Here is a 19,682-nt window from a genome sequence, read left to right on the forward strand (position 1 = left end):
ATTGCACGGAATAGAAATAAATTAAAACGATGAAAAATTTAGTGATAATCTTTTTTTTCAGTTTATTCTTTTTGAGCTGTACTGAAAAAAAGAAAGTTTTCGATTCATTTGATTATTCTTATGGAGGAACTTTCTCTGAAGTCTATTCTATGAAATTTACTCAATCTGACACGGTTTATCTTCGCTATCATTGGATTGGAAGAAATATCGATGACACTATTTCTCAACCAAAAGAGAATGTAAATTATTATGGAATTTTAAATTCTGAAGAAAGAATAGAACTTTATGATTACATCGAAAAAATAAATCTATTTAAATACAAATCTGAATACTTTGAAAATTATTCCGATGGAAGTTCTTATGGAATGAACATCCAAAAAAATTCTAAAAGCAAAACTATATTTCTTCATAGTCATCAAGCTCCAAAAGAAATTGATTCAATCTCACATTGGATTGGCAGTATGAAAAGAAATTTAAAACTGAAGAAAATCCAAAAAAATGTAAATTTTGAAAGTACAAAAGGAGTTTTACCACCGCCTCCGCCACCGCCTCCAATTATAAAAAAATAAAATCTTTATCCATTTAAAATATAGATTATGAAAAACCACAAAACATTATTTCAGACAAACCACCATATCTGTAAATTAATCCTATTGGCTTTATTATTTTCCGCTTCTGCGAAAGCGCAAATCCAGAAAGTAGAACCGCCATTTTGGTACGCAGGAATGAAAAATCCTGAGCTACAAATTATGTTCTACGGAAAAAACATTGCACAACACGAAGCTTCGGTTTCGAATAATGTTGTTATTAAAAATGTAGAAAAAACAGAAAACCCAAATTACCTTTTCGTTACAATCGATACGCAAAACCTCAAAGCTTCTGAATTGGTTTTTTCATTTAAAACTAAAAACAAAGTTGCTTTTACGCAGAAATATTCTCTTAAAGAAAGAAGAGCAAATTCCGCTGAAAGAAAAAGTTACGATGCATCGGATATGATTTATCTGATTATGCCGGATCGTTTTGCAAACGGAAATCCTAAAAATGACAGCGATGCCGTTTTAACAGAAAAAGGAAACCGTGCAGAACCGGGCGGTCGTCACGGTGGTGATATCGAAGGAATTATCAAGAACTTAGATTATATTTCGTCTCTGGGTGCAACAACAATCTGGAGCACGCCTTTATGCGAAGACAATGACAAACAGCATTCCTATCATGGTTATGGACAATCTGATGTTTACAAAATAGACTCTCGTTACGGAACTAATGAAGATTACGTTCGTTTATCTTCAGAAATGCACAAAAAAAACATGAAACTGGTGATGGATTATGTAACGAATCACTGGGGAATTACGCATTGGATGATCAAAGATTTACCAACAAAATCATGGATCAATCAATTCGAAAATTATACACAAACGCACCACAGACGCGAAGTTATTACCGATATTCATGCCTCAAAATTAGATCAGGAAGTTTGTGTTGACGGATGGTTTGTACCTTCAATGCCGGATTTGAATTTAAGAAATCCATTAGTTGCAAAATATTTAACTCAAAATGCCATTTGGTGGATTGAATTCGCTAATCTTGACGGTTTTAGAGTGGATACTTATAATTATTCGGATAAAACAGCCATGGCAAATTGGGCAAAAGCAATCACAAATGAATATCCTAATTTCAATATCGTTGGAGAAATCTGGATGCACAATCAGGCAAATTTAGCTTTTTGGCAAAAAGACAGTAAAATTGGCGCTATTGAAAATTACAATTCGAATTTGCCAAGTGTAATGGATTTTACACTTCAAAGTCAGGTTACTTCTGCTTTCAACGAAAATGAACCAAGCTGGGATAACGGGTTAATTAAATTCTACAACAATTTTGCAATGGATTATTTATATCCAAATACGAATAACATTTTGGTTTTTGCCGAAAACCATGACACAGATCGTATGAATGATAAGTTTAAATATGATTTTTCAAAATACAAACTGGCTATGACTTTATTGGCTACGGTTCGTGGAATTCCACAGGTTTATTATGGTTCAGAAATTGGAATGGGCGGTGATAAAAGCAAAGGCGATGCCGATATTCGTCAGGATTTCCCTGGTGGATGGGCTGGCGACAAAAACAACGCTTTTACCAAAGAAGGAAGAACTCCAGAACAAGCTAAATTCTTCGATTTTACTTCAAAATTATTTACGTGGAGAAAATCGAATGAAGCAGTTCATTTCGGAAAAATGACACATTATATTCCGGAGAATAACACTTATGTTTATTTCAGATATACTGATGCTAAAACGGTTATGGTCGTTTTCAATAACAATGCAAAAGAGCAGCTTGTTAAGACAAATCGTTTCAAAGAAAACATCAAAAACTTTAAATCAGGAAAAGATGTTTTGACAGGAAAAACATTTGATTTAACTTCTGAAATTACTTTAGAGCCAAAATCAGCTTTGGTTCTAGAACTGGAATAGAAATATTGCAAATGTTAGACGCACTGCGGTGCGTCTCTACGTGTACGTTGTGTAATGTAGAGACGCACCGCAGTGCGTCTACACAAAGATTTTCCGCTACGAATTCACGAATTATTTTTGATAAACTTTAAAAATAAAAAATTCGTAATTCTTGGCGGAAATTTTGTTTTAAACAAATTATAAATGCTTGTTAAATTTGAAATAAAGAACAAAATAAACTTTCCTTTCTTTATCTTTAATACTAATAATCATGAGTTATTGAAACTCAAAATCAGTTTTAATGAATACCGAAAATGCTTCCAAAAAACCTTTCATTTGGGAAGGCGCAAATGTTTATTTTTTACTTACCGATCGTTTTTATAACGGAAATCCTTCTAACGACTTAAACTTTAACCGAACCAAAACTCCTGGAAAATTACGTGGCTTTGAAGGCGGAGACATCATCGGAATTATAAAAAAAATCGACGAAGGATATTTTGATCAATTGGGAATAAATGCCATTTGGCTTACGCCAATTGTAGAGCAAATTCACGATGGCGTTGACGAAGGAACTGGTTTAAGTTACGGCTATCACGGTTATTGGGCACGAGACTGGACGGCTTTAGATTCTAATTTCGGAACAAAAGAAGATTTAGCTTGTCTCGTTAAAAAAGCACATGAAAAAGGCATTAGAATAATTTTAGACGGCGTTATCAATCATACCGGCCCCGTAACTCCCGAAGATCCTATTTGGCCGGAAGATTGGGTAAGAACCGGCGTTGTCTGCGATTACAAATCATTCGAAAACACAACAATGTGTACGCTGGTAGATAATCTTCCGGATGTTAGAACCGAAAGTAATCAGGAAGTTGAATTGCCTCATTTTCTAACAGAAAAATGGAAAAAAGAAGGCCGTTATGAAAAAGAAGTTACTTCTCTAGATGAATTCTTTAAAAGAACAAATTATCCAAGAACTCCAAAATACTACATCATAAAATGGCTGACAGATTATATTTTAGAATTCGGGATTGACGGCTACAGAGCTGATACCGTAAAACATACCGAAGAAAATGTTTGGATTGATTTTAAAAAAGAATGTGATTATGCCTTCGAAACCTGGAAAAAACATCATCCTTTGCAAGTTCTGGATCAAAATCCATTTTATACGATTGCTGAGGTTTATGGCTACGGAATCAGTGGCGGGCAAGATTATGATTTTGGAGACCGAAAAGTAAATTATTTTCAGAATGGCTTTAATAGCCTGATCAATTTTGAGTTTAAGCTGGATGTGCAAAACGATTATGAAATTATATTTTCAAAATATTCCGGCAAACTTCAAAATGAATTAAAAGGCTACAGCATCCTCAATTATATATCCTCGCACGATGATCCTGATCCTTTTGATGCCCAGCGTGACCGAACTTTTGAGTCAGGAACCAAATTATTACTTTCGCCCGGAATGTCTCAGGTATATTATGGTGATGAATCAGGCCGTTCTCTGGTTATCGAAGGCACAGAAGGCGATGCGACTTTACGATCATTCATGAATTGGGAAGATCTTGATTCGAATTCAGAAACCCAGAGAATTCTTTTGCATTGGCAAAAATTAGGGCAATTCCGCAGAAATCATCCCGCAGTTGGTGCAGGAATACACAATATGATTTCAGATAAACCCTATATCTTTTCAAGAACATTTCACAAAGAAAATTTTTCTGATGAAGTTATAATTGGCTTGGATTTAGGAGTTGGAAGAAAAGAACTTTTGGTAGAATCTGTTTTTGAAAATGGAAACAAACTAAAAGATGCTTTCTCCGGAAAAGAAACTGAAGTTCAAAACGGAAAAGCAATTATTGATTCTGAATTCGGACTTGTTTTATTAGAACTTGCCTAATAGAAAAAAAGTCGCAAAGTTTGTTCACGCAGATTTTGCAGATTTGAACAGATTTAAATTTTAAAAATCATCTGCGGAATCTGCTTAAATCTTTTTAAAATCTGCGTGAAACAAAAATCATTTCAATCCTATAATCTGAGGCTAACTTTTTTTATAATCCTTGCGACCTTTGCGTAAAACTTTGCGACCTTTGCGGTAAAACTCACAACAATGCTAAAAATAGCACATCGCGGTGCCAAAGGATACGAATCCGAAAACACTTTAAAAGCTTTTCAGAAAGCATTAGATCTTAATGCTGACGGAATTGAACTAGATGTTCACTTAAGCTCTGACGGACATATTATAGTAATTCACGACGAAACGATTGACAGAACAACTAACGGAAAAGGGTTTGTCAATACGTTTTCTTTATCTGAACTAAAATCATTTTTGATTGATGGAAAACACCACATATCAACTTTAAATGAGGTTTTTGATTTGGTAGACAAAAAATGTCTGATCAATATCGAACTAAAAGGTTTAGGAACTGCGAGTAAAGTTGTCGCTTTAATTGAAGAATATATTACAGAAAAAAACTGGAATTATAAAGATTTCATTGTTTCAAGTTTCGATTGGAATTTACTTCAGGAAACATCGAATTTAAATTCAAAAATTCAGATTGGCGTTTTAACAGAAACAGATCTTGAGTCGGCTTTGGCTTTTGCCGAATTGATAAAAGCGCGCGCCATTCATCCGGATTACCAGTTATTGAATTGTGAAAATGTGAAACAAATGCAACAGCAGGGTTTTCTTGTTTTGCCCTGGACAGTTGATGATGAAGAAGATATTAAAAAAATAAAAAGTTACAATGTAGACGGAATTATCTCTGATTTTCCAGATAAAATATAAGTTTAGTCCACAGATTAAAAGTTTTTTTGCCACAAATTTCCACAAATTAGTTGAAGCATTTTAAATTGGCGAAAATTTGTACAATTTGTGGTAAAAGAAAAAAACCTAGGTTAAAAAATTAGTGCCAATTCGTGTAATTCGTGGCAAACAAAAAAAATATGATCAAAAATTTCGACATAATTATTGTTGGCGGAGGCGCTGCAGGTTTTTTTACAGCGATTAATATTGCAGAGAAAAATCCGAAACTAAAAATTGCTATTTTAGAAAGAGGAAAAGAAGTCCTTTCTAAAGTCCGCGTTTCCGGTGGTGGAAGATGCAACGTAACGCACGCCTGTTTTGAGCCAAATGAACTGGTAAAATTTTATCCGCGTGGCGAAAAAGAACTTCGCGGACCGTTTCATCAGTTTTGTTCGGGCGACACGATCGAATGGTTTGAAAAACATGGCGTTGAACTTAAAATTGAAGACGACGGAAGAATGTTTCCCGTTTCGAATTCATCGCAAACCATTATTGATTGTTTTTTAGAAGCAACCGGAAAATTAGGCATAAAAGTTTTGACAGGTCAAAGTGTACAATCGATTTTCAAAGCAGAAAATCATTGGAAAATTGATACACAAGATGAAAATTACGCAACAGAAAAATTAGTTTTGGCAACGGGAAGCAACCCAAAAATCTGGGAAATGCTTCAATCGCAAGGGCACGCAATCGTAAGTCCTGTTCCTTCCCTATTTACTTTCAACATTAAAGATTCCCGCATAAAAGAATTACCAGGCGTTGCTGCGCAAGTTACCGTAAACGTAAAAGATACCAAACTAGAATCAACCGGACCTTTGTTAATCACGCATTGGGGAATGAGCGGACCTGCGATTCTAAAACTTTCGGCTTGGGGCGCGAGAACTTTATTCGATAAAAATTATCAGTTTACCATTTTCGTCAATTGGCTAAATGACGTTGATAGTGAAGATGCCGAAAAAATTCTGAAAGACTTAAAACAGGAACATGCTAAAAAAGCAGTGTCTAAAAAATCTCCGTTTGATTTTCCGAATCGTTTGTGGGAAAGTTTGGTGTTAGCTTCGGGAATTGAAACAGAAACAAAGTGGGCAGATTTGTCTAAAATTCAATTACAAAATTTAGCTTTACAACTTACAAAAGCTGAATTTAAAGTAAATGGAAAAAGTACTTTTAAAGAAGAATTTGTAACTGCCGGAGGAATTGATTTAAAAGAAATCAACTTTAAAACCATGGAAAGCAAATTGCATCAAAACCTATATTTTGCTGGGGAAATTGTAAATATTGATGCTATTACGGGCGGATTTAATTTTCAAAATGCCTGGACTAGTGGGTTTATTTTGGCTAATGCTATTTAGTTAAATCATTAAGAAAAATGTAATCTTTGAGACTCTTCCATTTAATATAAAATACGATTAAAGCAATTATTAAAATTGCCATAACAATAGACAAAATAATTAAAATTATTTCGATTTGATTTACATAGTCTTTATCAATTCCATTCATACTATGTTTTAAATTACTATTTGCATTATAAAGTCTCATATTTCGATCTTCACAATAATTGATCTCAAACTGGTAACAATATTGCAGTCTTTTATTAATCAATTCATTATCTAATCCATATTCTTTTGCAAGTTCGAATATTTCAATTGCCGTTTTATTCTTATCAATTATTTTGACAATATTTGCCAATTCAAAAAGCAAAATTGAAATTATTTTATCCTTTGGCTTTAAAAAGCTCATACGCTCATTTAGCTGATAATATATAGACTTACTTAATCTTTCTAATTCAGATTTAGATAAATTACTTTTAGGAATTTCATCTGTTCCAAAACTTGTACCTATTAAAAACTCACCTGAAACATCTTTTAATTTTTTAACTTTAGCTTCTAATATTTTTAAATGTATCCATTCTGATCCTTCATGAGATTCAGAATTTATTTGAATTGATTTCTTAATCCAATTGTAAGCTTTCTCATTTTCTCCTATTAATTCGTAAAGAGTTCCTAGATTTGATGCTGTAGAATATCGATTTGGTTTAATTTTCTCGATAGTTAAATATAGCTTTAAAGCCTCCTGGTATTTTTTTAGAACAATCAAAACATATCCTTTATCAGACAAATAATCAATATCCTTTGTCTTTTTATAGATACTATCAAGTTCAAAAATTAACCCAGAAGAAACTCTAGCATCAAAATTATGACCGTGGGGAACAATTCCTCTATAATCAATATAAATTAAATATCCATTTTTTAATGTTTTAGTATCACCATTCAAACAAGCAAAAGTTTTAAAAGAAATTAAAACTAAAACAACAACAAAAGCCTTGAATTTATTCATAAAGTAAACGAATTGATTAAACCGGAAACTTGAAACTAAAAAACCTGAAACAAAAAGTCTACTTGTTCAACCACCAAATACTAGCATTCAAAACTGCAGCAAAACTTACCCAAGCCAAATACGGAATTAATAAATAACCTGCAATTTTATTTATTTTGATGAATTTTAGATACGTTTCATAAATCATTAGCCATAAAATCGCAATTTCGATTAAAGCCAACATCGGGTTTTTTAATCCGAAAAATAAATACGACCAAATTGCATTTAAAGTCAATTGAATCAAAAAGAAACCCAAAGCTTTTTTTACCTCTTCAGTCTGTTCTTTTATTTTATCCCAAACCAAACCTGCAGCGACCGCCATTAAAATATAAAGAAATGTCCAAACAGGCATAAAAATCCAATTCGGCGGATTAAAACTTGGTTTTATAATTGTCGGATACCAACTCTCAACACTCGGTCTTGTAACAATACTCGCAGAATATCCTACGACTAAACAAACGATTAATGCTATTGCGATTTTAACGATTTTACTCATTGTATTTTAATTTTAGTCAAAAATAGTCAAAAAGAAAGTTTTAAACATATAAGTTATATAAGTTCATTTTATCAAACACCTATAATTTCTTATATAACTTATATGGTGAAATATTTTAAAACTATCTTTGCCAAAATTTATAATTCATGTTTACAGCAGCTGATTTTATTCCTAAAAAATATACTTCGACGATCGAAAACGGAAATTTTGAATGGAGCGCTCCAAGCAATATTGCGTTAGTAAAATATTGGGGGAAAAAAGACAATCAAATTCCGGCAAATCCATCGGTTAGTTTTACTTTGAATAATTGCAAAACGATCACGAAATTGGGTTTTGAGAAAAGAGACATTTCGACTTCGCTCAATGTGACAAATTCTTTTTCTTTTGATTTGCTTTTTGAAGGAAAACCAAAAGAAGATTTTAAACCGAAAATTCAAAAGTTTTTAGAACGAATTGACGCCTATTTGCCTTTTTTAAAAGAGTATCACTTTACAATCGATACACAAAATACTTTTCCGCACAGTTCCGGAATTGCATCTTCGGCTTCGGGAATGGCTGCTTTGGCAATGAATTTTATGAGTTTAGAAAAAGTTTTGAATCCAGAAATGACCGATGATTATTTTTATCAAAAAGCTTCATTTTTAGCCCGTTTAGGTTCAGGAAGTGCCTGCCGAAGCGTAAAAGGAAAAGTAGTTGTTTGGGGAAATCAGGCAAATATTAAAGGAAGCTCGGATTTATTTGGAGTTGAATTTCCGTACACTATTCATGACAATTTCAAGAATTATCAGGATACCATTTTATTGGTTGACAAAGGCGAAAAGCAAGTTTCGAGTACAGTTGGCCACGATTTAATGCACAATCATCCTTATGCTGAAAGACGTTTTGCCCAGGCACATGAAAATCTGGATCAGTTAATTGCCATTTTTGAAAATGGAAACTTAGACGAATTCATTAAAGTAGTGGAAAGCGAAGCCTTGACTTTGCACGCGATGATGATGACCTCAATGCCGTATTTTATTTTGATGAAACCTAATACACTGCAAATCATAAATGCAATTTGGAAATTCAGAAATGAAACACAAATTCCAGTTTGTTTTACGCTTGATGCCGGTGCTAATGTTCACGTGCTTTATCCCGAAAACGTTAGCGAGAAAGTATTACAATTTATTCAGGACGAATTAGTTGTATTTTGTCAGAATCGTCAGTACATTTGCGACAAAATTGGAGAGGGCGCAATTGCATTATAATTTTGCGTATCTTTATATCTAAAATATATTCTTCAGTTAAGAATATGAATAGTGCAACTATAAAACTTTACGATTTATTTAGAAAAGAACTTAATCTTGATGAGAGTAAGGCTAAGGAATTTGTTGAAGCAATTGACAGAACTATAAGCGAAGAAATTCGACAAGATAAAAACGAAATTGCATCTAAATATTTTGTGAAAAAAGAAATTACAGATGCCAAAAATGATATGATAAAATGGTTTGTTGGCCTATTCTTTGCATTGGCGATGATGATTATTGGATTATATATTAAAAACTAGACACAGACTAAAACAAATATGAAAGGACCATTATTTTACTCAAAAATATTACTCTTTGGAGAATACGGAATTATCCGCGACTCTAAAGGACTTTCTATTCCTTATAATTTTTACAATGGTGCTTTAAAGAAAATCGAAGATCCTTCGGCAGAAGCCATTGCATCAAACGCAAGTTTAAAACGTTTTGCAACTTACCTTGAAACTTTACAAACAGAACAGCCAGAATTGGTTGCTTTTGATTTGACAAGTTTAAAAAATGATGTTGACACCGGAATGTATTTTGACTCTAGTATTCCTCAAGGTTACGGAGTTGGTAGTAGTGGCGCTTTGGTTGCTGCTATTTACGATAAATATGCTACACATAAAATTACAGTTTTAGAGAATTTAACTCGTGAAAAACTGTTGAAACTAAAAAATATATTTGCTCAAATGGAGAGTTTTTTCCACGGAAAAAGTTCTGGTTTAGATCCTTTAAACAGTTATTTGAGTATTCCGATTTTAATTAATTCTAAAGATAATATTGAAGCAACGGGTATTCCGACTCAAAGTTTTGACGGAAAAGGCGCTGTGTTTTTATTAGATTCTGGAATTGTAGGCGAAACGGCTCCAATGGTAAACATCTTCATGGAAAACCTAAAAGACAAAGGTTTCCGTGCAATGCTTAAAAACCAGTTCGTAAAATATACTGACGCCTGTGTAGAAAACTTTTTACATGGCGACATGAAATCGTTGTTTACCAATACTAAAAAGCTTTCGAAAGTTGTTCTAAATAACTTTAAACCAATGATTCCGGAGCAATTTCATGGAATCTGGCAAAACGGAATTGACACCAACGATTATTACTTAAAACTTTGTGGTTCTGGTGGTGGCGGCTATATTCTTGGTTTTACAGAAGATTTAGAACGCGCTAAAGCATCTTTAAAAGACTACAAGTTAGAAGTGGTGTATCAGTTTTAAATTTCTATCTATATTACGACAGTTATTTTAAACTTCTCTTTTAAAATCATTTTCCTAAAGTTTACTGACTATGAAAAGCTTTTTAAAGATAATTAAAACAACTTTTTTAGGTGGCCTGTTTTTTTTAGTTCCGTTAATTGTACTGATTGTTCTATTAGAGAAAGGATATGTCATCATTCAAAAAGTTACGCTTCCTCTGGTTAGTCATTTACCCCGGATAAAAGTTTTGGGATTAGCGCTGGAAGAATTAGCCGGCATAATCATAATTATCTTTATTTGCCTGATAGCGGGAATTTTTTCAAGAACGGCAAGAGCTCAAAAACTTGTAAAAAGATTAGAAGACGGAGTTTTAAGTTTTGTTCCCGGTTATTCATTCATGAAAAAAACGAATGAAAATATCATGGGTCTTGAATCGAATGAAGATTTAAAAGTGGTTTTGGTGCCTACAGATGCGGGCCTTCAATTTGCTTTTGTGGTGGAACAAATTAATGAAAATAACTTTGCCGTTTTTATTCCGGATGCTCCAAATCCGTGGAGTGGTTCTGTTTGTTTTGTAGAAAAAAAAGATATTAAAGAAGTTGAAATTACACAAAAAGAAGCTTTAGCTTGTATTAGAAAATTGGGTTACGGTTCTGCAGCATTATTAAAAAATAAACTTTGATCTTTCTGTTCCTTCAGTAAAAAAATCATAAATTAGACCTAAATCAAAAAACTTAAATAAAAAATGTTAAGCAGACAGCACAAACTTTTAGTAATGAAAATTGTTAGTTTGTTCTCTGTCGTAAGAGGTTACAACATTCCGATTATTGTACTGGCACAATATTTATCGGCCATTTTTATACTGGCTCCAGAAAAAAGAGCTCTGGATATTTTACTTGATTTTAATTTATTTTTGATCGTTTTTGCCTCGGCCATTACCATTGCTTCTGGCTATATTATCAATAATTTTTACGACAGTCAGAAAGATTTAATCAACAGGCCCAATAAATCTATGCTGGATCGTTTGGTAAGTCAGAGAACAAAACTTTCGGTTTATTTTAGTTTGAATTTTTTGGCTGTTTTAATGGCGTTGATTGTTTCCTGGCGCGCTTTTCTATTCTTTTCGGCTTATATTTTTCTGATTTGGTTTTACTCTCATAAAATAAAAAAGTATGCTATAATTGGCAATCTTACATCGGCGTTATTAGCTGTTGTACCGTTTTTTGCTATTTTATTGTATTTTTATAACAAGATTTTATTTGAGGAACTAGAAAATCATATGAGCCATTTTGCAGTAATTTCAGCACATGCAATGTTCCTATTTTTGTTATTGCTGATTCGTGAAATGATAAAAGATCTGGAGAATTTAAAAGGAGATTTGGCAAACGATTATAAGACAATTCCAATATTATATAGCGAAACGGTTTCAAAACAAATTATTACTGTTTTAATCTTCATGACGGTCATTCCTGTTTATGTATTAATCAACATTTATGATGTGGGTTATATGGATGTTTACTTTTATGCCTGTTTTATTGCGCTTTTATTTTTCTTGCTTTATCTCTGGAAATCGAATTCGAAAGAACAATATTTGTTACTTCATAATGTGTTGAAATTTTTGATCGTCTCGGGCGTTTTTTGCATTGTGTTGATTAATCCTAGTGTTTTGTGGCATGGGAAAAATTTGCTTATCCGATTTTAAATTAATTATACATAGAGATTCACGAAGTTTTAGCAGATACACTGAAGTTTATTTAAAAAGCTTTGTGTCACTCCCCGTTAACTTGTGAATCTTTGCGAAATAACTTTCTTCTAAATGTTTAAAAGAAGCCTATTGTTTGATTTTAGCCCCGATAGAGGCGGTATCCTTGTGAAGTTTACGGAACAAGATATAGCCGAAAGCGGGAAACCATGCCTAAAAAAAAGCTAATTGTGATGCTCCTCCAGCCCTTAAAATTTATAGCTATTAATCTAAGAACAATCAACTTAGGATTATTTAGCAAGAATAAACTATCTTTGCACAAATTACAGAATTTATGAACAATAAGGAAGGCAATAATAAAGGAGGCGGTGCTAGACCAAATAGCTCTAGACCAAACTCTAACAAGCCAAAACCTGCCATGGCGAAGCGCGCTCAAGGGCCAAAAAAAGTAAAACCTGCTGTTAAGGCTGCCGAAGAAGAAAAGGCGGAAAAAATTAAAAAACAGAATCAGGCTCCAAAAAGACAAAAAGCTGCAGACGAAATTCGTTTGAACAAATACATCTCTAATTCTGGTGTTTGTTCTCGTCGTGATGCTGATATATACATTCAGTCTGGAAACGTAAAAGTAAATGGCGTTCCGGTAACTGAAATGGGTTATTTAGTAAAATTAAATGATGTCGTAAATTTTGACGGTGTTACTTTGACTCCTGAAAAGAAAGAATACATCTTGTTGAACAAACCTAAAAACTTTACTACAGCTCTTGACGAAGGTCAGGAATATCGTAATGTTTTGGAGTTGGTTCGTGGTTCTACCAATGCAAAAATTGCTCCGATTGGAAGAATGGACAAAAATACAACTGGTTTATTGTTGTTTACAAACGATACTGATATGATTCGTAAATTTACTTTACCGAGTCAGAAATCATCTAAAATTTATCAGGTTTCTTTAGATAAGAACTTGAAATATGAGGATTTAGAAAAAATCAGTAAAGGTTTAGTTCTTGACGGACACCGTGTGTTTGTTGAAGAAGTGAGTTATATTGATAATGAACCTAAAAGTGAAATTGGCTTAAAATTACGTTCATCAAACGTAAAAGTAGTTCGTGCAATATTTGAACACTTTAGCTATGATGTTTTACGTATCGATCGTGTATCTTTTGCTGGTTTAACCAAAAAGAATTTACCAAGAGGTAACTGGCGCTTTTTGACCGAACAAGAAATTATCAATTTGAAAAACGTTTAAGAAACGCTTCAAATTAAGCAATATAAATCCTGTTTTACTTTTGTAAAATGGGATTTTTTATTTTAAAGAAGTTGTGTACTAAAAAAAGTTGTGCCCGAAAAGTGTAAAAACAGATCTGCCCATGGCTTGATTTTTATCTTCTACAGTTTCGTGGCAAGAAAATCCAAGAATGATTTTGATTCCAGGCTGAATACTGTTTAGAATATCTCTTTTTTGCTCTTCTAACAAAAGCTTTAAATTTTTTAATAACTGAGTGTTATTTTTTAGATAGGAAACAACTAGTAGTGCTGAAAAATTAAGAATTTCTCTTGCTGTTTCGCTTTTGATTCCAACTTCATTTGAAATCATTTCAGAAATCCTTCCTTTTTTGTTGCTGAAGATTTCTTTTAATAATTCGTTACCTTCGATACGGTAACAATCATCTACAGATAAGATTCTTCCTGAAGTAAAATCAACTTCTCCGTAAAACGCAGAATCATCGGCTATTAGCGAAATAATGTCTTTGTAAAAACCCGACTCCTCAGCTTTATTATACAATCCCATTAAAACTGTACCGATTGAAACATCGATTCCTTTTATTAGCAGGGCATCATTCTCGAAATAAAATTTATTTAATTTTGAAACAACATTAGAAGAAATAAAACGTCTAAGTTCAATTTGTAGGTTAGGAGTCATATGTTATAGTTTTAAAATTTATTTAAATCCATTCTAAATAATCGACTAAGTGGGGCTTTTTGTCGTTTATCAGGATAAAAATATAAAATATTTTAACATTTCCAAAAATTAAGTTAAAAACTTAAAGGGTAATTTTGACCATTTGCAAAGCTAAAATTTCAAAGTCCCAATAAATATAACACTTTCGTTATCAAAATAAAGTGAAAAAAATATTTGAAAAAAGTGTTATTTTTTTTAAAAAAAATCAAAATATAAGAAAAATATTAACATATATGTTTTATTTAAAACAACAAGCTTCTGTTTTGCCAGACAATAGTTAAGAAAATTCCAAGAAAAACTATACAAAACATAAAATTAATGAAGCTGGAAGCCAAAAAACCGAGTAACGAACCAGTAGCCGCTTTTATTGCACGAGTATGATTTTTAGAATCATAAATCATTTCTCCCACAAATGCACCAACAAATGGCCCGATAATTACTCCAAATGGTATTGGTGAAAGAATGCCAACGATTAATCCAATGTTAGTTCCCCAGATTCCGTATGAACTGCCACCGAATTTTTTTGTTCCGCGAGCGGGAATTACATAATCAAGAATTGTTATTACGATGGTAATAACCAAAGTAATACCCAAAATCCAATAATTATTCTCGACCGCTTTTGTTAAGTACAACAATAAAAGACCAACCCAGCAACTTGTTAAACCAGGCAAAACGGGTAAAAAACTACCAAAAACGCCCACTATCATGCATATAAAACCAAGTGTTAACAATAGTAAATCCATATATTTTTTTGTAAATTTGTTTCTTAAATCGTCAGAAAAATTAGACAATGAAAAGTGCTTTAAAATTAATTATTTTTTGTTCTTTGATCCTTGCAATCAATAGTTCTACTTACGGACAAACTAAAAAACTGTCTGTAAATGACCAGTTGCTGCAAGACAGTATATATAAAAGTAATAAGAAAAAAGTATTAAACTTCTCAATGAAAGAATTTGATACTCTTTTTTTTGAATATTTTACCCGCAAAAACAATCCGGACATTATTTTAAGTAAAACGGAGTTTTATAATTATACGGTTCAAATTGCTACTTTTTCAGATCGCCTGGCAAAATTATATCCCGATCAAAAAGAAGTTGCTGCGCAAAACAAAGAAAAATGGCTGTCTGAAAACTACAAAGAATATCTGGAATACAAAGAAAGTCAAAAAAAATAGTCGTATTTTTATATTATAATCACTCCAACACAATATCATTGAAGCAGTTTCCTTTTTTTTTAGTTTTATTATTTTTCAATTCTTGTCAATATTTTGAGAAGCAGGTTCCGTCTGAAAAAGAATTACTTCAAAAAGAACTAAAATCGATTAATTGGAAAGTTGTTGACGAATATCCATCTGTTTTGGATTGCGAAAAAATTAGTGATAAAAAACAGCGCCAAAAATGTTTCTTTGAAGTAATGGCGCAACTTATTCAGCAAAAATTAGACATTGACAGTTTGTCGATAATGTATCCTGAACTTGACACTATCGATGTAAAAGTGACTGTGTTTCCTAACGCTACTATGAAATTCGAGCCTCAGTTTTCTAAAGATTCTGTAAAATATGACACCACTAAAGTTGATAGTATGTTACAGGCACGTTTGGTCGATTTTCCTAAAGTGAATCCTGCAATAAAACGTGGAGTTCCGGTAAAAACACAATTTATTTTACCAGTAATTATAAAAGCGAAAAAAGTAAAATAATTGAGGAATTCTTTAGCTTGGAATTTGGAATTTTTTCTTTGGAATTTAGCTTCATACTATTTCCCAAATCGCCTTTCTTTCCATTCGTAAGAACCAAACAAACTGTATAGAGCCACTGATGAACTGAAAAAGGGATAAAGTAAACTGCTTAAAAACAAATATTTAATTCTTTCTTTTGTTAAAAATTCATTTGTGCTATAAAGCAGAATAAAATCAATTCCGAATTTTAAAAGGGCTAACACAAGCAAAAGCTTCCAGGAAAAAAATCCGAAAATAAAAAAGACAAATCCAATTACAAAAGTCAGATTTCCAAAGAAAACAATTAAGCCTAGAAATTTTCCAAAAGTACTTTGATACGAACTTGTTTTGGCTGCCCAGCGTACTCGCTGATAAAATAATGATTTCCAATCTTCTGTTGGCTTTGTTATTACAATTGCTTCTTGTGATTTTAAATAATGAACTTCTGCAGGAAATAAGTTTGCCGCTTTCTGCAATAAAAAAACGTCATCTCCGCTGGCAATTTTGTTGTTGCCTTCAAATCCGTTTAGTTTTTCGAATAATGATTTAGTGTAAGCGAAGTTGGCTCCGTTGCACATAAACGCTTTTTTAAGCCCGAAACTTCCAATGGTTGCGCCTTGTAAACTTGTTAAATCTAATTGTTGGAAATGGTCTAAAAAAGAGTTTCCGCACTTATAAGAAACCGCTCCGGCTAACATTGAAACTTTGTTTTCCTGAATATAATTATCAAACGTTAAAAGCCAGTTTTCTGGCACTATACAATCAGCATCCGTCGTAATTACCCAATCAGATTTTGCGTACTGCATTGCTGTTGAAATGGCATCTTTTTTAGGAGAATTCGAAACCCGAATATTGTTAATTTGTGAAATGTGAAATGCGAAATGTGAGATATGAAATTTTTCTTTGGAAGAATCATTTACCAAAATCACTTCGAATAAATTAATTGGATAATTTAAGTTTGAAAAACTCTTAAGAAGCACTGGTAAATTTTCTGCTTCATTTCGAAACGGAACTATAATTGTAAAACTTGTTTGAGGTTTTAAATCTGTTTTCAGGTATATTTTTACTTTAGTAAAACCGAAAATAAGTAAGCCAATACTAATGATATAAATGCTTAATATGACGAACAGAACCAAAATCATGCTGTTGGTTTAGTTTTGAAATTCAGCACAAAATAGCTTCCTAAAATAACAGGCAGAACTACATTTAAAAACCACATCAAAGTGCTGATAAAAACTACAATCCATTCGTTTACACCCAGAATTCCGAAGAAATAAATAGCTACGCTTCCTTTTACAGCAAAATCCAGAAACTGAAAAGTAGGCAAAGATGAAGCTAAAAAATAAACCACAGCAATTGTTGCAATCAATGTAAAATAAGGCAAATCGACATCAAAAGCTAAAAACAAAAAGTAATATTGATGCGAAAAAACAATGTAACGCAATGTGCCTAAAAAGATGTTTTTTTGATGAATTGGTTTTGGAATTCCGTTAATTTTATGAAATAGTTTTTCGATAGAATATCCTTTGATTTTTATCTTTTTCAAAAAGAAGAAAATCACAAAAATCAAAACAAAAAGCGCAAATAAAATCCCGACCGTTTTGGTTGTAATAACATTGAATTTTGCATTAAAGTACAACAATCCGAAAATGCCAAAAACAACCGTTAAGATCATTTGGATTCCGTTGCAAATCAAATTCAGAAAAACCACTCTTTTGGCTTCAGATTTTGGATAATACAATGCTTTTCCAGCGTACTCTCCTACTCCGTTTGGTGTAAAAATCCCAGCCGTTAAAGCTGCCAAAACTTCTTTTGTAGCCTGATAAACTGAAATTTCCTGAATTACTTTAGCCAGATTTTGCCATTTCAAAATTTCGAAATAACGATTTAAAACACTCAAAAGCAATATAAAACTGATTCCTAAAACCGATTGATTTTTACGAAATAATGTAATGAATTTATGCCAGTCGAGTTTATCGTTGTTAGCCAATTGGTTGTAAATAAAATAAAATGCACCACCAATAATCAAAAGTTTGACTAGAAGAACTAGGAATTGTTTAGCTTTGTGAGGAATTGAAATCATGCTGCAAAGTAAAGGAAACTATTGCGAAAAAGCTATTTCACAAAGAATCTCGAAGAAGTCACAAAGCCACACAAAGAGATTGAAAATAGTTTTGTGAATCTCTGTGCTAACTTAGCGCAGCTTTGTGTAACCATACAAAATAATGACAAAAGAACGCATCATATTAGGCATCGACCCGGGAACCACAATTATGGGTTTTGGATTGATAAAAGTTATCAATAAAAAAATGGAATTTTTGCAATTAAATGAATTGCAATTGTCCAAATATGACAATCATTACCAAAAACTAAAAATAATTTTTGAACGTACCATAGAATTAATAGAAACACATCATCCTGATGAAATTGCGATTGAAGCGCCTTTCTTTGGTAAAAATGTACAATCGATGTTAAAACTTGGACGTGCACAAGGCGTTGCCATGGCTGCGGGACTTTCAAGAGATATTCCGATTACAGAATATGAACCAAAAAAGATAAAAATGGCGATTACCGGAAACGGAAATGCTAGTAAAGAACAGGTTGCCAAAATGTTGCAACAGCTTTTAGGTTTAAAAGAACTACCTAAAAATCTAGATTCTACAGATGGTTTGGCAGCAGCGGTTTGTCATTTTTTTAATTCAGGAAAAATCGTGGCCGGAAAAAGTTATACAGGTTGGGATGCTTTTGTAAAACAAAATGAAGATAAGATACGAAAATAATTATATTTGTTAAAAATTAACCTAACAATTTAACAAATGACAAGAATTAAATTTATTGCCTTTTTACTTTTTACTGCTCTTATTTCTTCGTGTTCGTCAGACGAAAATACGGATGATAACACAAATGGAAACGGTAACGAAAACCCATCAGTAGAAACTTCTTTTAACCTAACATACGACAATCAGGTAAAAAAAGTAAAATCTTGGGAAGCCAACAAACAAGGCGATTTCATAGAAGTTCTTGGAACAACTGAAGATGGGGTTGCAATCGATTTTAAATTTAATGTTTATGGAAATTTATACGAAGCATCTACTGTGCCTACTAAAGCTGGCAGTAATGTTCCTGCATTACAAGCTTCAGAAAACTTTACTGCTAATACCTTTACTTTTACTTTAGAAAATATTAATACTACAAACAAAACAGTTCAGGTAAAATTTTCTGGAAAAGTATATGAAGATGCATACGATTCCGAATCAGATTTTGTTGTTGTAAGCGGTTCATTTAAAGTTCAGTATAAAGATATAACTCCAGAAATCGAAGGACAGGGAACTTTTGCAAAATTAGACGGAAAAGACTGGCATGGTATTGTAATGAGTGGCTCTATCGAAAATCTGGAATCAAAAATTCTTTATGCTGAAAACGACGGAGAATATACGTTTGAAATCGTGTACCCTAATTCTGGTGCAAAGACCGGAACTTTTACTTTTACAACTACTTCTGCTAACAGAATTTCTTTCCAAAAATATGATGTTGCGACTCATGATTATATAGATTATGAAGTTTCTGGGACTGTAACTTATACTACTTTAACAAGTTCTGTAGTTGCTGGTACATTTAGTTTAACGGCAACACACCCTGAAACTAAAGCTAAAATTGTAATTACTGCTGGTACATTCAAAGAAAAAGCACCATTATTTTAAGAAATATT

General features: G+C 32.6%; 21 protein-coding genes. 15 read left to right on the forward strand and 6 right to left on the reverse strand.

All coding sequences use genetic code 11. The features are described from left to right. Positions 1-29: 29 nt before the first annotated feature. The 5 genes from EV143_RS08770 (at position 30) to EV143_RS08790 (ending at position 6,596) form a co-directional block, all read left to right on the forward strand. Positions 30-569, forward strand: coding sequence for a hypothetical protein (locus tag EV143_RS08770; protein ID WP_133507579.1), 540 nt, complete (start codon positions 30-32; stop codon positions 567-569). Between the two features lie 27 nt (positions 570-596). After that, on the forward strand, positions 597-2,471 hold the full coding sequence (locus EV143_RS08775) for a glycoside hydrolase family 13 protein (protein ID WP_133507580.1): 1,875 nt from the start codon (positions 597-599) through the stop codon (positions 2,469-2,471). 280 nt (positions 2,472-2,751) lie between these two features. Next, the gene (locus tag EV143_RS08780) at positions 2,752-4,341 is read left to right on the forward strand and encodes an alpha-amylase family glycosyl hydrolase (protein ID WP_166638130.1); all 1,590 of its coding nucleotides are present in this window, start codon (positions 2,752-2,754) and stop codon (positions 4,339-4,341) included. 210 nt (positions 4,342-4,551) lie between these two features. Beyond that, the gene (locus tag EV143_RS08785) at positions 4,552-5,229 is read left to right on the forward strand and encodes a glycerophosphodiester phosphodiesterase (protein ID WP_133507581.1); all 678 of its coding nucleotides are present in this window, start codon (positions 4,552-4,554) and stop codon (positions 5,227-5,229) included. Between the two features lie 158 nt (positions 5,230-5,387). After that, the gene (locus EV143_RS08790; RefSeq protein WP_133507582.1) at positions 5,388-6,596 is read left to right on the forward strand and encodes a BaiN/RdsA family NAD(P)/FAD-dependent oxidoreductase; all 1,209 of its coding nucleotides are present in this window, start codon (positions 5,388-5,390) and stop codon (positions 6,594-6,596) included. On the opposite strand, the gene EV143_RS08795 is transcribed toward EV143_RS08790, so the two are convergent. Together EV143_RS08795 and EV143_RS08800 are read right to left on the reverse strand one after the other, a co-directional pair. Then, positions 6,589-7,581 carry a tetratricopeptide repeat protein gene (locus tag EV143_RS08795; protein ID WP_133507583.1) on the reverse strand — a complete coding sequence of 331 codons (993 nt, stop codon included), beginning with the start codon at positions 7,579-7,581 and terminating at the stop codon, positions 6,589-6,591. The genes EV143_RS08790 and EV143_RS08795 overlap by 8 nt on opposite strands. A 58-nt stretch (positions 7,582-7,639) precedes the next feature. Beyond that, complete coding sequence (locus tag EV143_RS08800) at positions 7,640-8,116, reverse strand: TspO/MBR family protein (protein WP_133507584.1); 477 nt, start codon at positions 8,114-8,116, stop codon at positions 7,640-7,642. Between the two features lie 146 nt (positions 8,117-8,262). On the opposite strand from EV143_RS08800, the gene EV143_RS08805 reads away from it, so the two are divergent. The 6 genes from EV143_RS08805 (at position 8,263) to EV143_RS08830 (ending at position 13,543) form a co-directional block, all read left to right on the forward strand. Continuing rightward, on the forward strand, positions 8,263-9,363 hold the full coding sequence (locus EV143_RS08805; RefSeq protein WP_133507585.1) for a diphosphomevalonate decarboxylase: 1,101 nt from the start codon (positions 8,263-8,265) through the stop codon (positions 9,361-9,363). A 44-nt stretch (positions 9,364-9,407) separates the two neighbouring features. Continuing rightward, on the forward strand, positions 9,408-9,662 hold the full coding sequence (locus tag EV143_RS08810) for a hypothetical protein (protein WP_133507586.1): 255 nt from the start codon (positions 9,408-9,410) through the stop codon (positions 9,660-9,662). Between the two features lie 18 nt (positions 9,663-9,680). Further along, positions 9,681-10,619: a mevalonate kinase family protein gene (locus EV143_RS08815; RefSeq protein ID WP_133507587.1), complete on the forward strand. Its 939-nt coding sequence runs from the start codon at positions 9,681-9,683 to the stop codon at positions 10,617-10,619. Between the two features lie 70 nt (positions 10,620-10,689). Next, complete coding sequence (locus EV143_RS08820; protein ID WP_133507588.1) at positions 10,690-11,280, forward strand: DUF502 domain-containing protein; 591 nt, start codon at positions 10,690-10,692, stop codon at positions 11,278-11,280. Between the two features lie 63 nt (positions 11,281-11,343). Then, positions 11,344-12,300 carry a geranylgeranylglycerol-phosphate geranylgeranyltransferase gene (locus tag EV143_RS08825; RefSeq protein WP_133507589.1) on the forward strand — a complete coding sequence of 319 codons (957 nt, stop codon included), beginning with the start codon at positions 11,344-11,346 and terminating at the stop codon, positions 12,298-12,300. Positions 12,301-12,634: 334 nt separating this feature from the next. Continuing rightward, positions 12,635-13,543: a pseudouridine synthase gene (locus EV143_RS08830; protein WP_133507590.1), complete on the forward strand. Its 909-nt coding sequence runs from the start codon at positions 12,635-12,637 to the stop codon at positions 13,541-13,543. A 78-nt stretch (positions 13,544-13,621) separates the two neighbouring features. On the opposite strand, the gene EV143_RS08835 is transcribed toward EV143_RS08830, so the two are convergent. Further along, positions 13,622-14,218: a DUF937 domain-containing protein gene (locus EV143_RS08835; RefSeq protein ID WP_133507591.1), complete on the reverse strand. Its 597-nt coding sequence runs from the start codon at positions 14,216-14,218 to the stop codon at positions 13,622-13,624. 281 nt (positions 14,219-14,499) lie between these two features. Beyond that, on the reverse strand, positions 14,500-15,000 hold the full coding sequence (locus EV143_RS08840) for a DUF456 domain-containing protein (RefSeq protein WP_133507592.1): 501 nt from the start codon (positions 14,998-15,000) through the stop codon (positions 14,500-14,502). A gap of 47 nt (positions 15,001-15,047) precedes the next feature. On the opposite strand from EV143_RS08840, the gene EV143_RS08845 reads away from it, so the two are divergent. Both EV143_RS08845 and EV143_RS08850 read left to right on the forward strand, forming a co-directional pair. Then, positions 15,048-15,431, forward strand: a complete 384-nt coding sequence (locus EV143_RS08845) for a hypothetical protein (protein ID WP_133507593.1) — start codon at positions 15,048-15,050, stop codon at positions 15,429-15,431. Between the two features lie 38 nt (positions 15,432-15,469). After that, the gene (locus tag EV143_RS08850) at positions 15,470-15,955 is read left to right on the forward strand and encodes a hypothetical protein (RefSeq protein WP_133507594.1); all 486 of its coding nucleotides are present in this window, start codon (positions 15,470-15,472) and stop codon (positions 15,953-15,955) included. Between the two features lie 56 nt (positions 15,956-16,011). Here EV143_RS08850 and EV143_RS08855 read toward each other — a convergent pair whose 3' ends face one another. After that, positions 16,012-17,115, reverse strand: coding sequence for a glycosyltransferase family 2 protein (locus EV143_RS08855; protein WP_133507595.1), 1,104 nt, complete (start codon positions 17,113-17,115; stop codon positions 16,012-16,014). Beyond that, positions 17,112-18,056 carry a lysylphosphatidylglycerol synthase domain-containing protein gene (locus tag EV143_RS08860; protein ID WP_133507596.1) on the reverse strand — a complete coding sequence of 315 codons (945 nt, stop codon included), beginning with the start codon at positions 18,054-18,056 and terminating at the stop codon, positions 17,112-17,114. The genes EV143_RS08855 and EV143_RS08860 overlap by 4 nt, the downstream gene beginning before the upstream one ends. Before the next feature lie 142 nt (positions 18,057-18,198). On the opposite strand from EV143_RS08860, the gene ruvC reads away from it, so the two are divergent. Beyond that, positions 18,199-18,753, forward strand: a complete 555-nt coding sequence (gene ruvC, locus EV143_RS08865; RefSeq protein ID WP_029271706.1) for a crossover junction endodeoxyribonuclease RuvC — start codon at positions 18,199-18,201, stop codon at positions 18,751-18,753. Positions 18,754-18,789: 36 nt separating this feature from the next. Then, complete coding sequence (locus EV143_RS08870) at positions 18,790-19,674, forward strand: DUF6252 family protein (protein WP_133507597.1); 885 nt, start codon at positions 18,790-18,792, stop codon at positions 19,672-19,674. Positions 19,675-19,682: the final 8 nt, after the last annotated feature.

The sequence above is a fragment of the Flavobacterium chryseum genome (assembly GCF_004362015.1).
In the GTDB taxonomy this organism is placed as follows: Bacteria; Bacteroidota; Bacteroidia; order Flavobacteriales; family Flavobacteriaceae; genus Flavobacterium.

Excerpts from the sequence above, each read along its gene's own strand:
- EV143_RS08770 (WP_133507579.1), top strand. The coding sequence starts at position 30 with ATGAAAAATTTAGTGATAATCTTTTTTTTCAGTTTATTCTTTTTGAGC.
- EV143_RS08775 (WP_133507580.1), top strand. The coding sequence starts at position 597 with ATGAAAAACCACAAAACATTATTTCAGACAAACCACCATATCTGTAAA.
- EV143_RS08780 (WP_166638130.1), top strand. The coding sequence starts at position 2,752 with ATGAATACCGAAAATGCTTCCAAAAAACCTTTCATTTGGGAAGGCGCA.
- EV143_RS08785 (WP_133507581.1), top strand. The coding sequence starts at position 4,552 with ATGCTAAAAATAGCACATCGCGGTGCCAAAGGATACGAATCCGAAAAC.
- EV143_RS08790 (WP_133507582.1), top strand. The coding sequence starts at position 5,388 with ATGATCAAAAATTTCGACATAATTATTGTTGGCGGAGGCGCTGCAGGT.
- EV143_RS08795 (WP_133507583.1), bottom strand. The coding sequence starts at position 7,581 with ATGAATAAATTCAAGGCTTTTGTTGTTGTTTTAGTTTTAATTTCTTTT.
- EV143_RS08800 (WP_133507584.1), bottom strand. The coding sequence starts at position 8,116 with ATGAGTAAAATCGTTAAAATCGCAATAGCATTAATCGTTTGTTTAGTC.
- EV143_RS08805 (WP_133507585.1), top strand. The coding sequence starts at position 8,263 with ATGTTTACAGCAGCTGATTTTATTCCTAAAAAATATACTTCGACGATC.
- EV143_RS08810 (WP_133507586.1), top strand. The coding sequence starts at position 9,408 with ATGAATAGTGCAACTATAAAACTTTACGATTTATTTAGAAAAGAACTT.
- EV143_RS08815 (WP_133507587.1), top strand. The coding sequence starts at position 9,681 with ATGAAAGGACCATTATTTTACTCAAAAATATTACTCTTTGGAGAATAC.
- EV143_RS08820 (WP_133507588.1), top strand. The coding sequence starts at position 10,690 with ATGAAAAGCTTTTTAAAGATAATTAAAACAACTTTTTTAGGTGGCCTG.
- EV143_RS08825 (WP_133507589.1), top strand. The coding sequence starts at position 11,344 with ATGTTAAGCAGACAGCACAAACTTTTAGTAATGAAAATTGTTAGTTTG.
- EV143_RS08830 (WP_133507590.1), top strand. The coding sequence starts at position 12,635 with ATGAACAATAAGGAAGGCAATAATAAAGGAGGCGGTGCTAGACCAAAT.
- EV143_RS08835 (WP_133507591.1), bottom strand. The coding sequence starts at position 14,218 with ATGACTCCTAACCTACAAATTGAACTTAGACGTTTTATTTCTTCTAAT.
- EV143_RS08840 (WP_133507592.1), bottom strand. The coding sequence starts at position 15,000 with ATGGATTTACTATTGTTAACACTTGGTTTTATATGCATGATAGTGGGC.
- EV143_RS08845 (WP_133507593.1), top strand. The coding sequence starts at position 15,048 with ATGAAAAGTGCTTTAAAATTAATTATTTTTTGTTCTTTGATCCTTGCA.
- EV143_RS08855 (WP_133507595.1), bottom strand. The coding sequence starts at position 17,115 with ATGATTTTGGTTCTGTTCGTCATATTAAGCATTTATATCATTAGTATT.
- EV143_RS08860 (WP_133507596.1), bottom strand. The coding sequence starts at position 18,056 with ATGATTTCAATTCCTCACAAAGCTAAACAATTCCTAGTTCTTCTAGTC.
- ruvC (WP_029271706.1), top strand. The coding sequence starts at position 18,199 with ATGACAAAAGAACGCATCATATTAGGCATCGACCCGGGAACCACAATT.
- EV143_RS08870 (WP_133507597.1), top strand. The coding sequence starts at position 18,790 with ATGACAAGAATTAAATTTATTGCCTTTTTACTTTTTACTGCTCTTATT.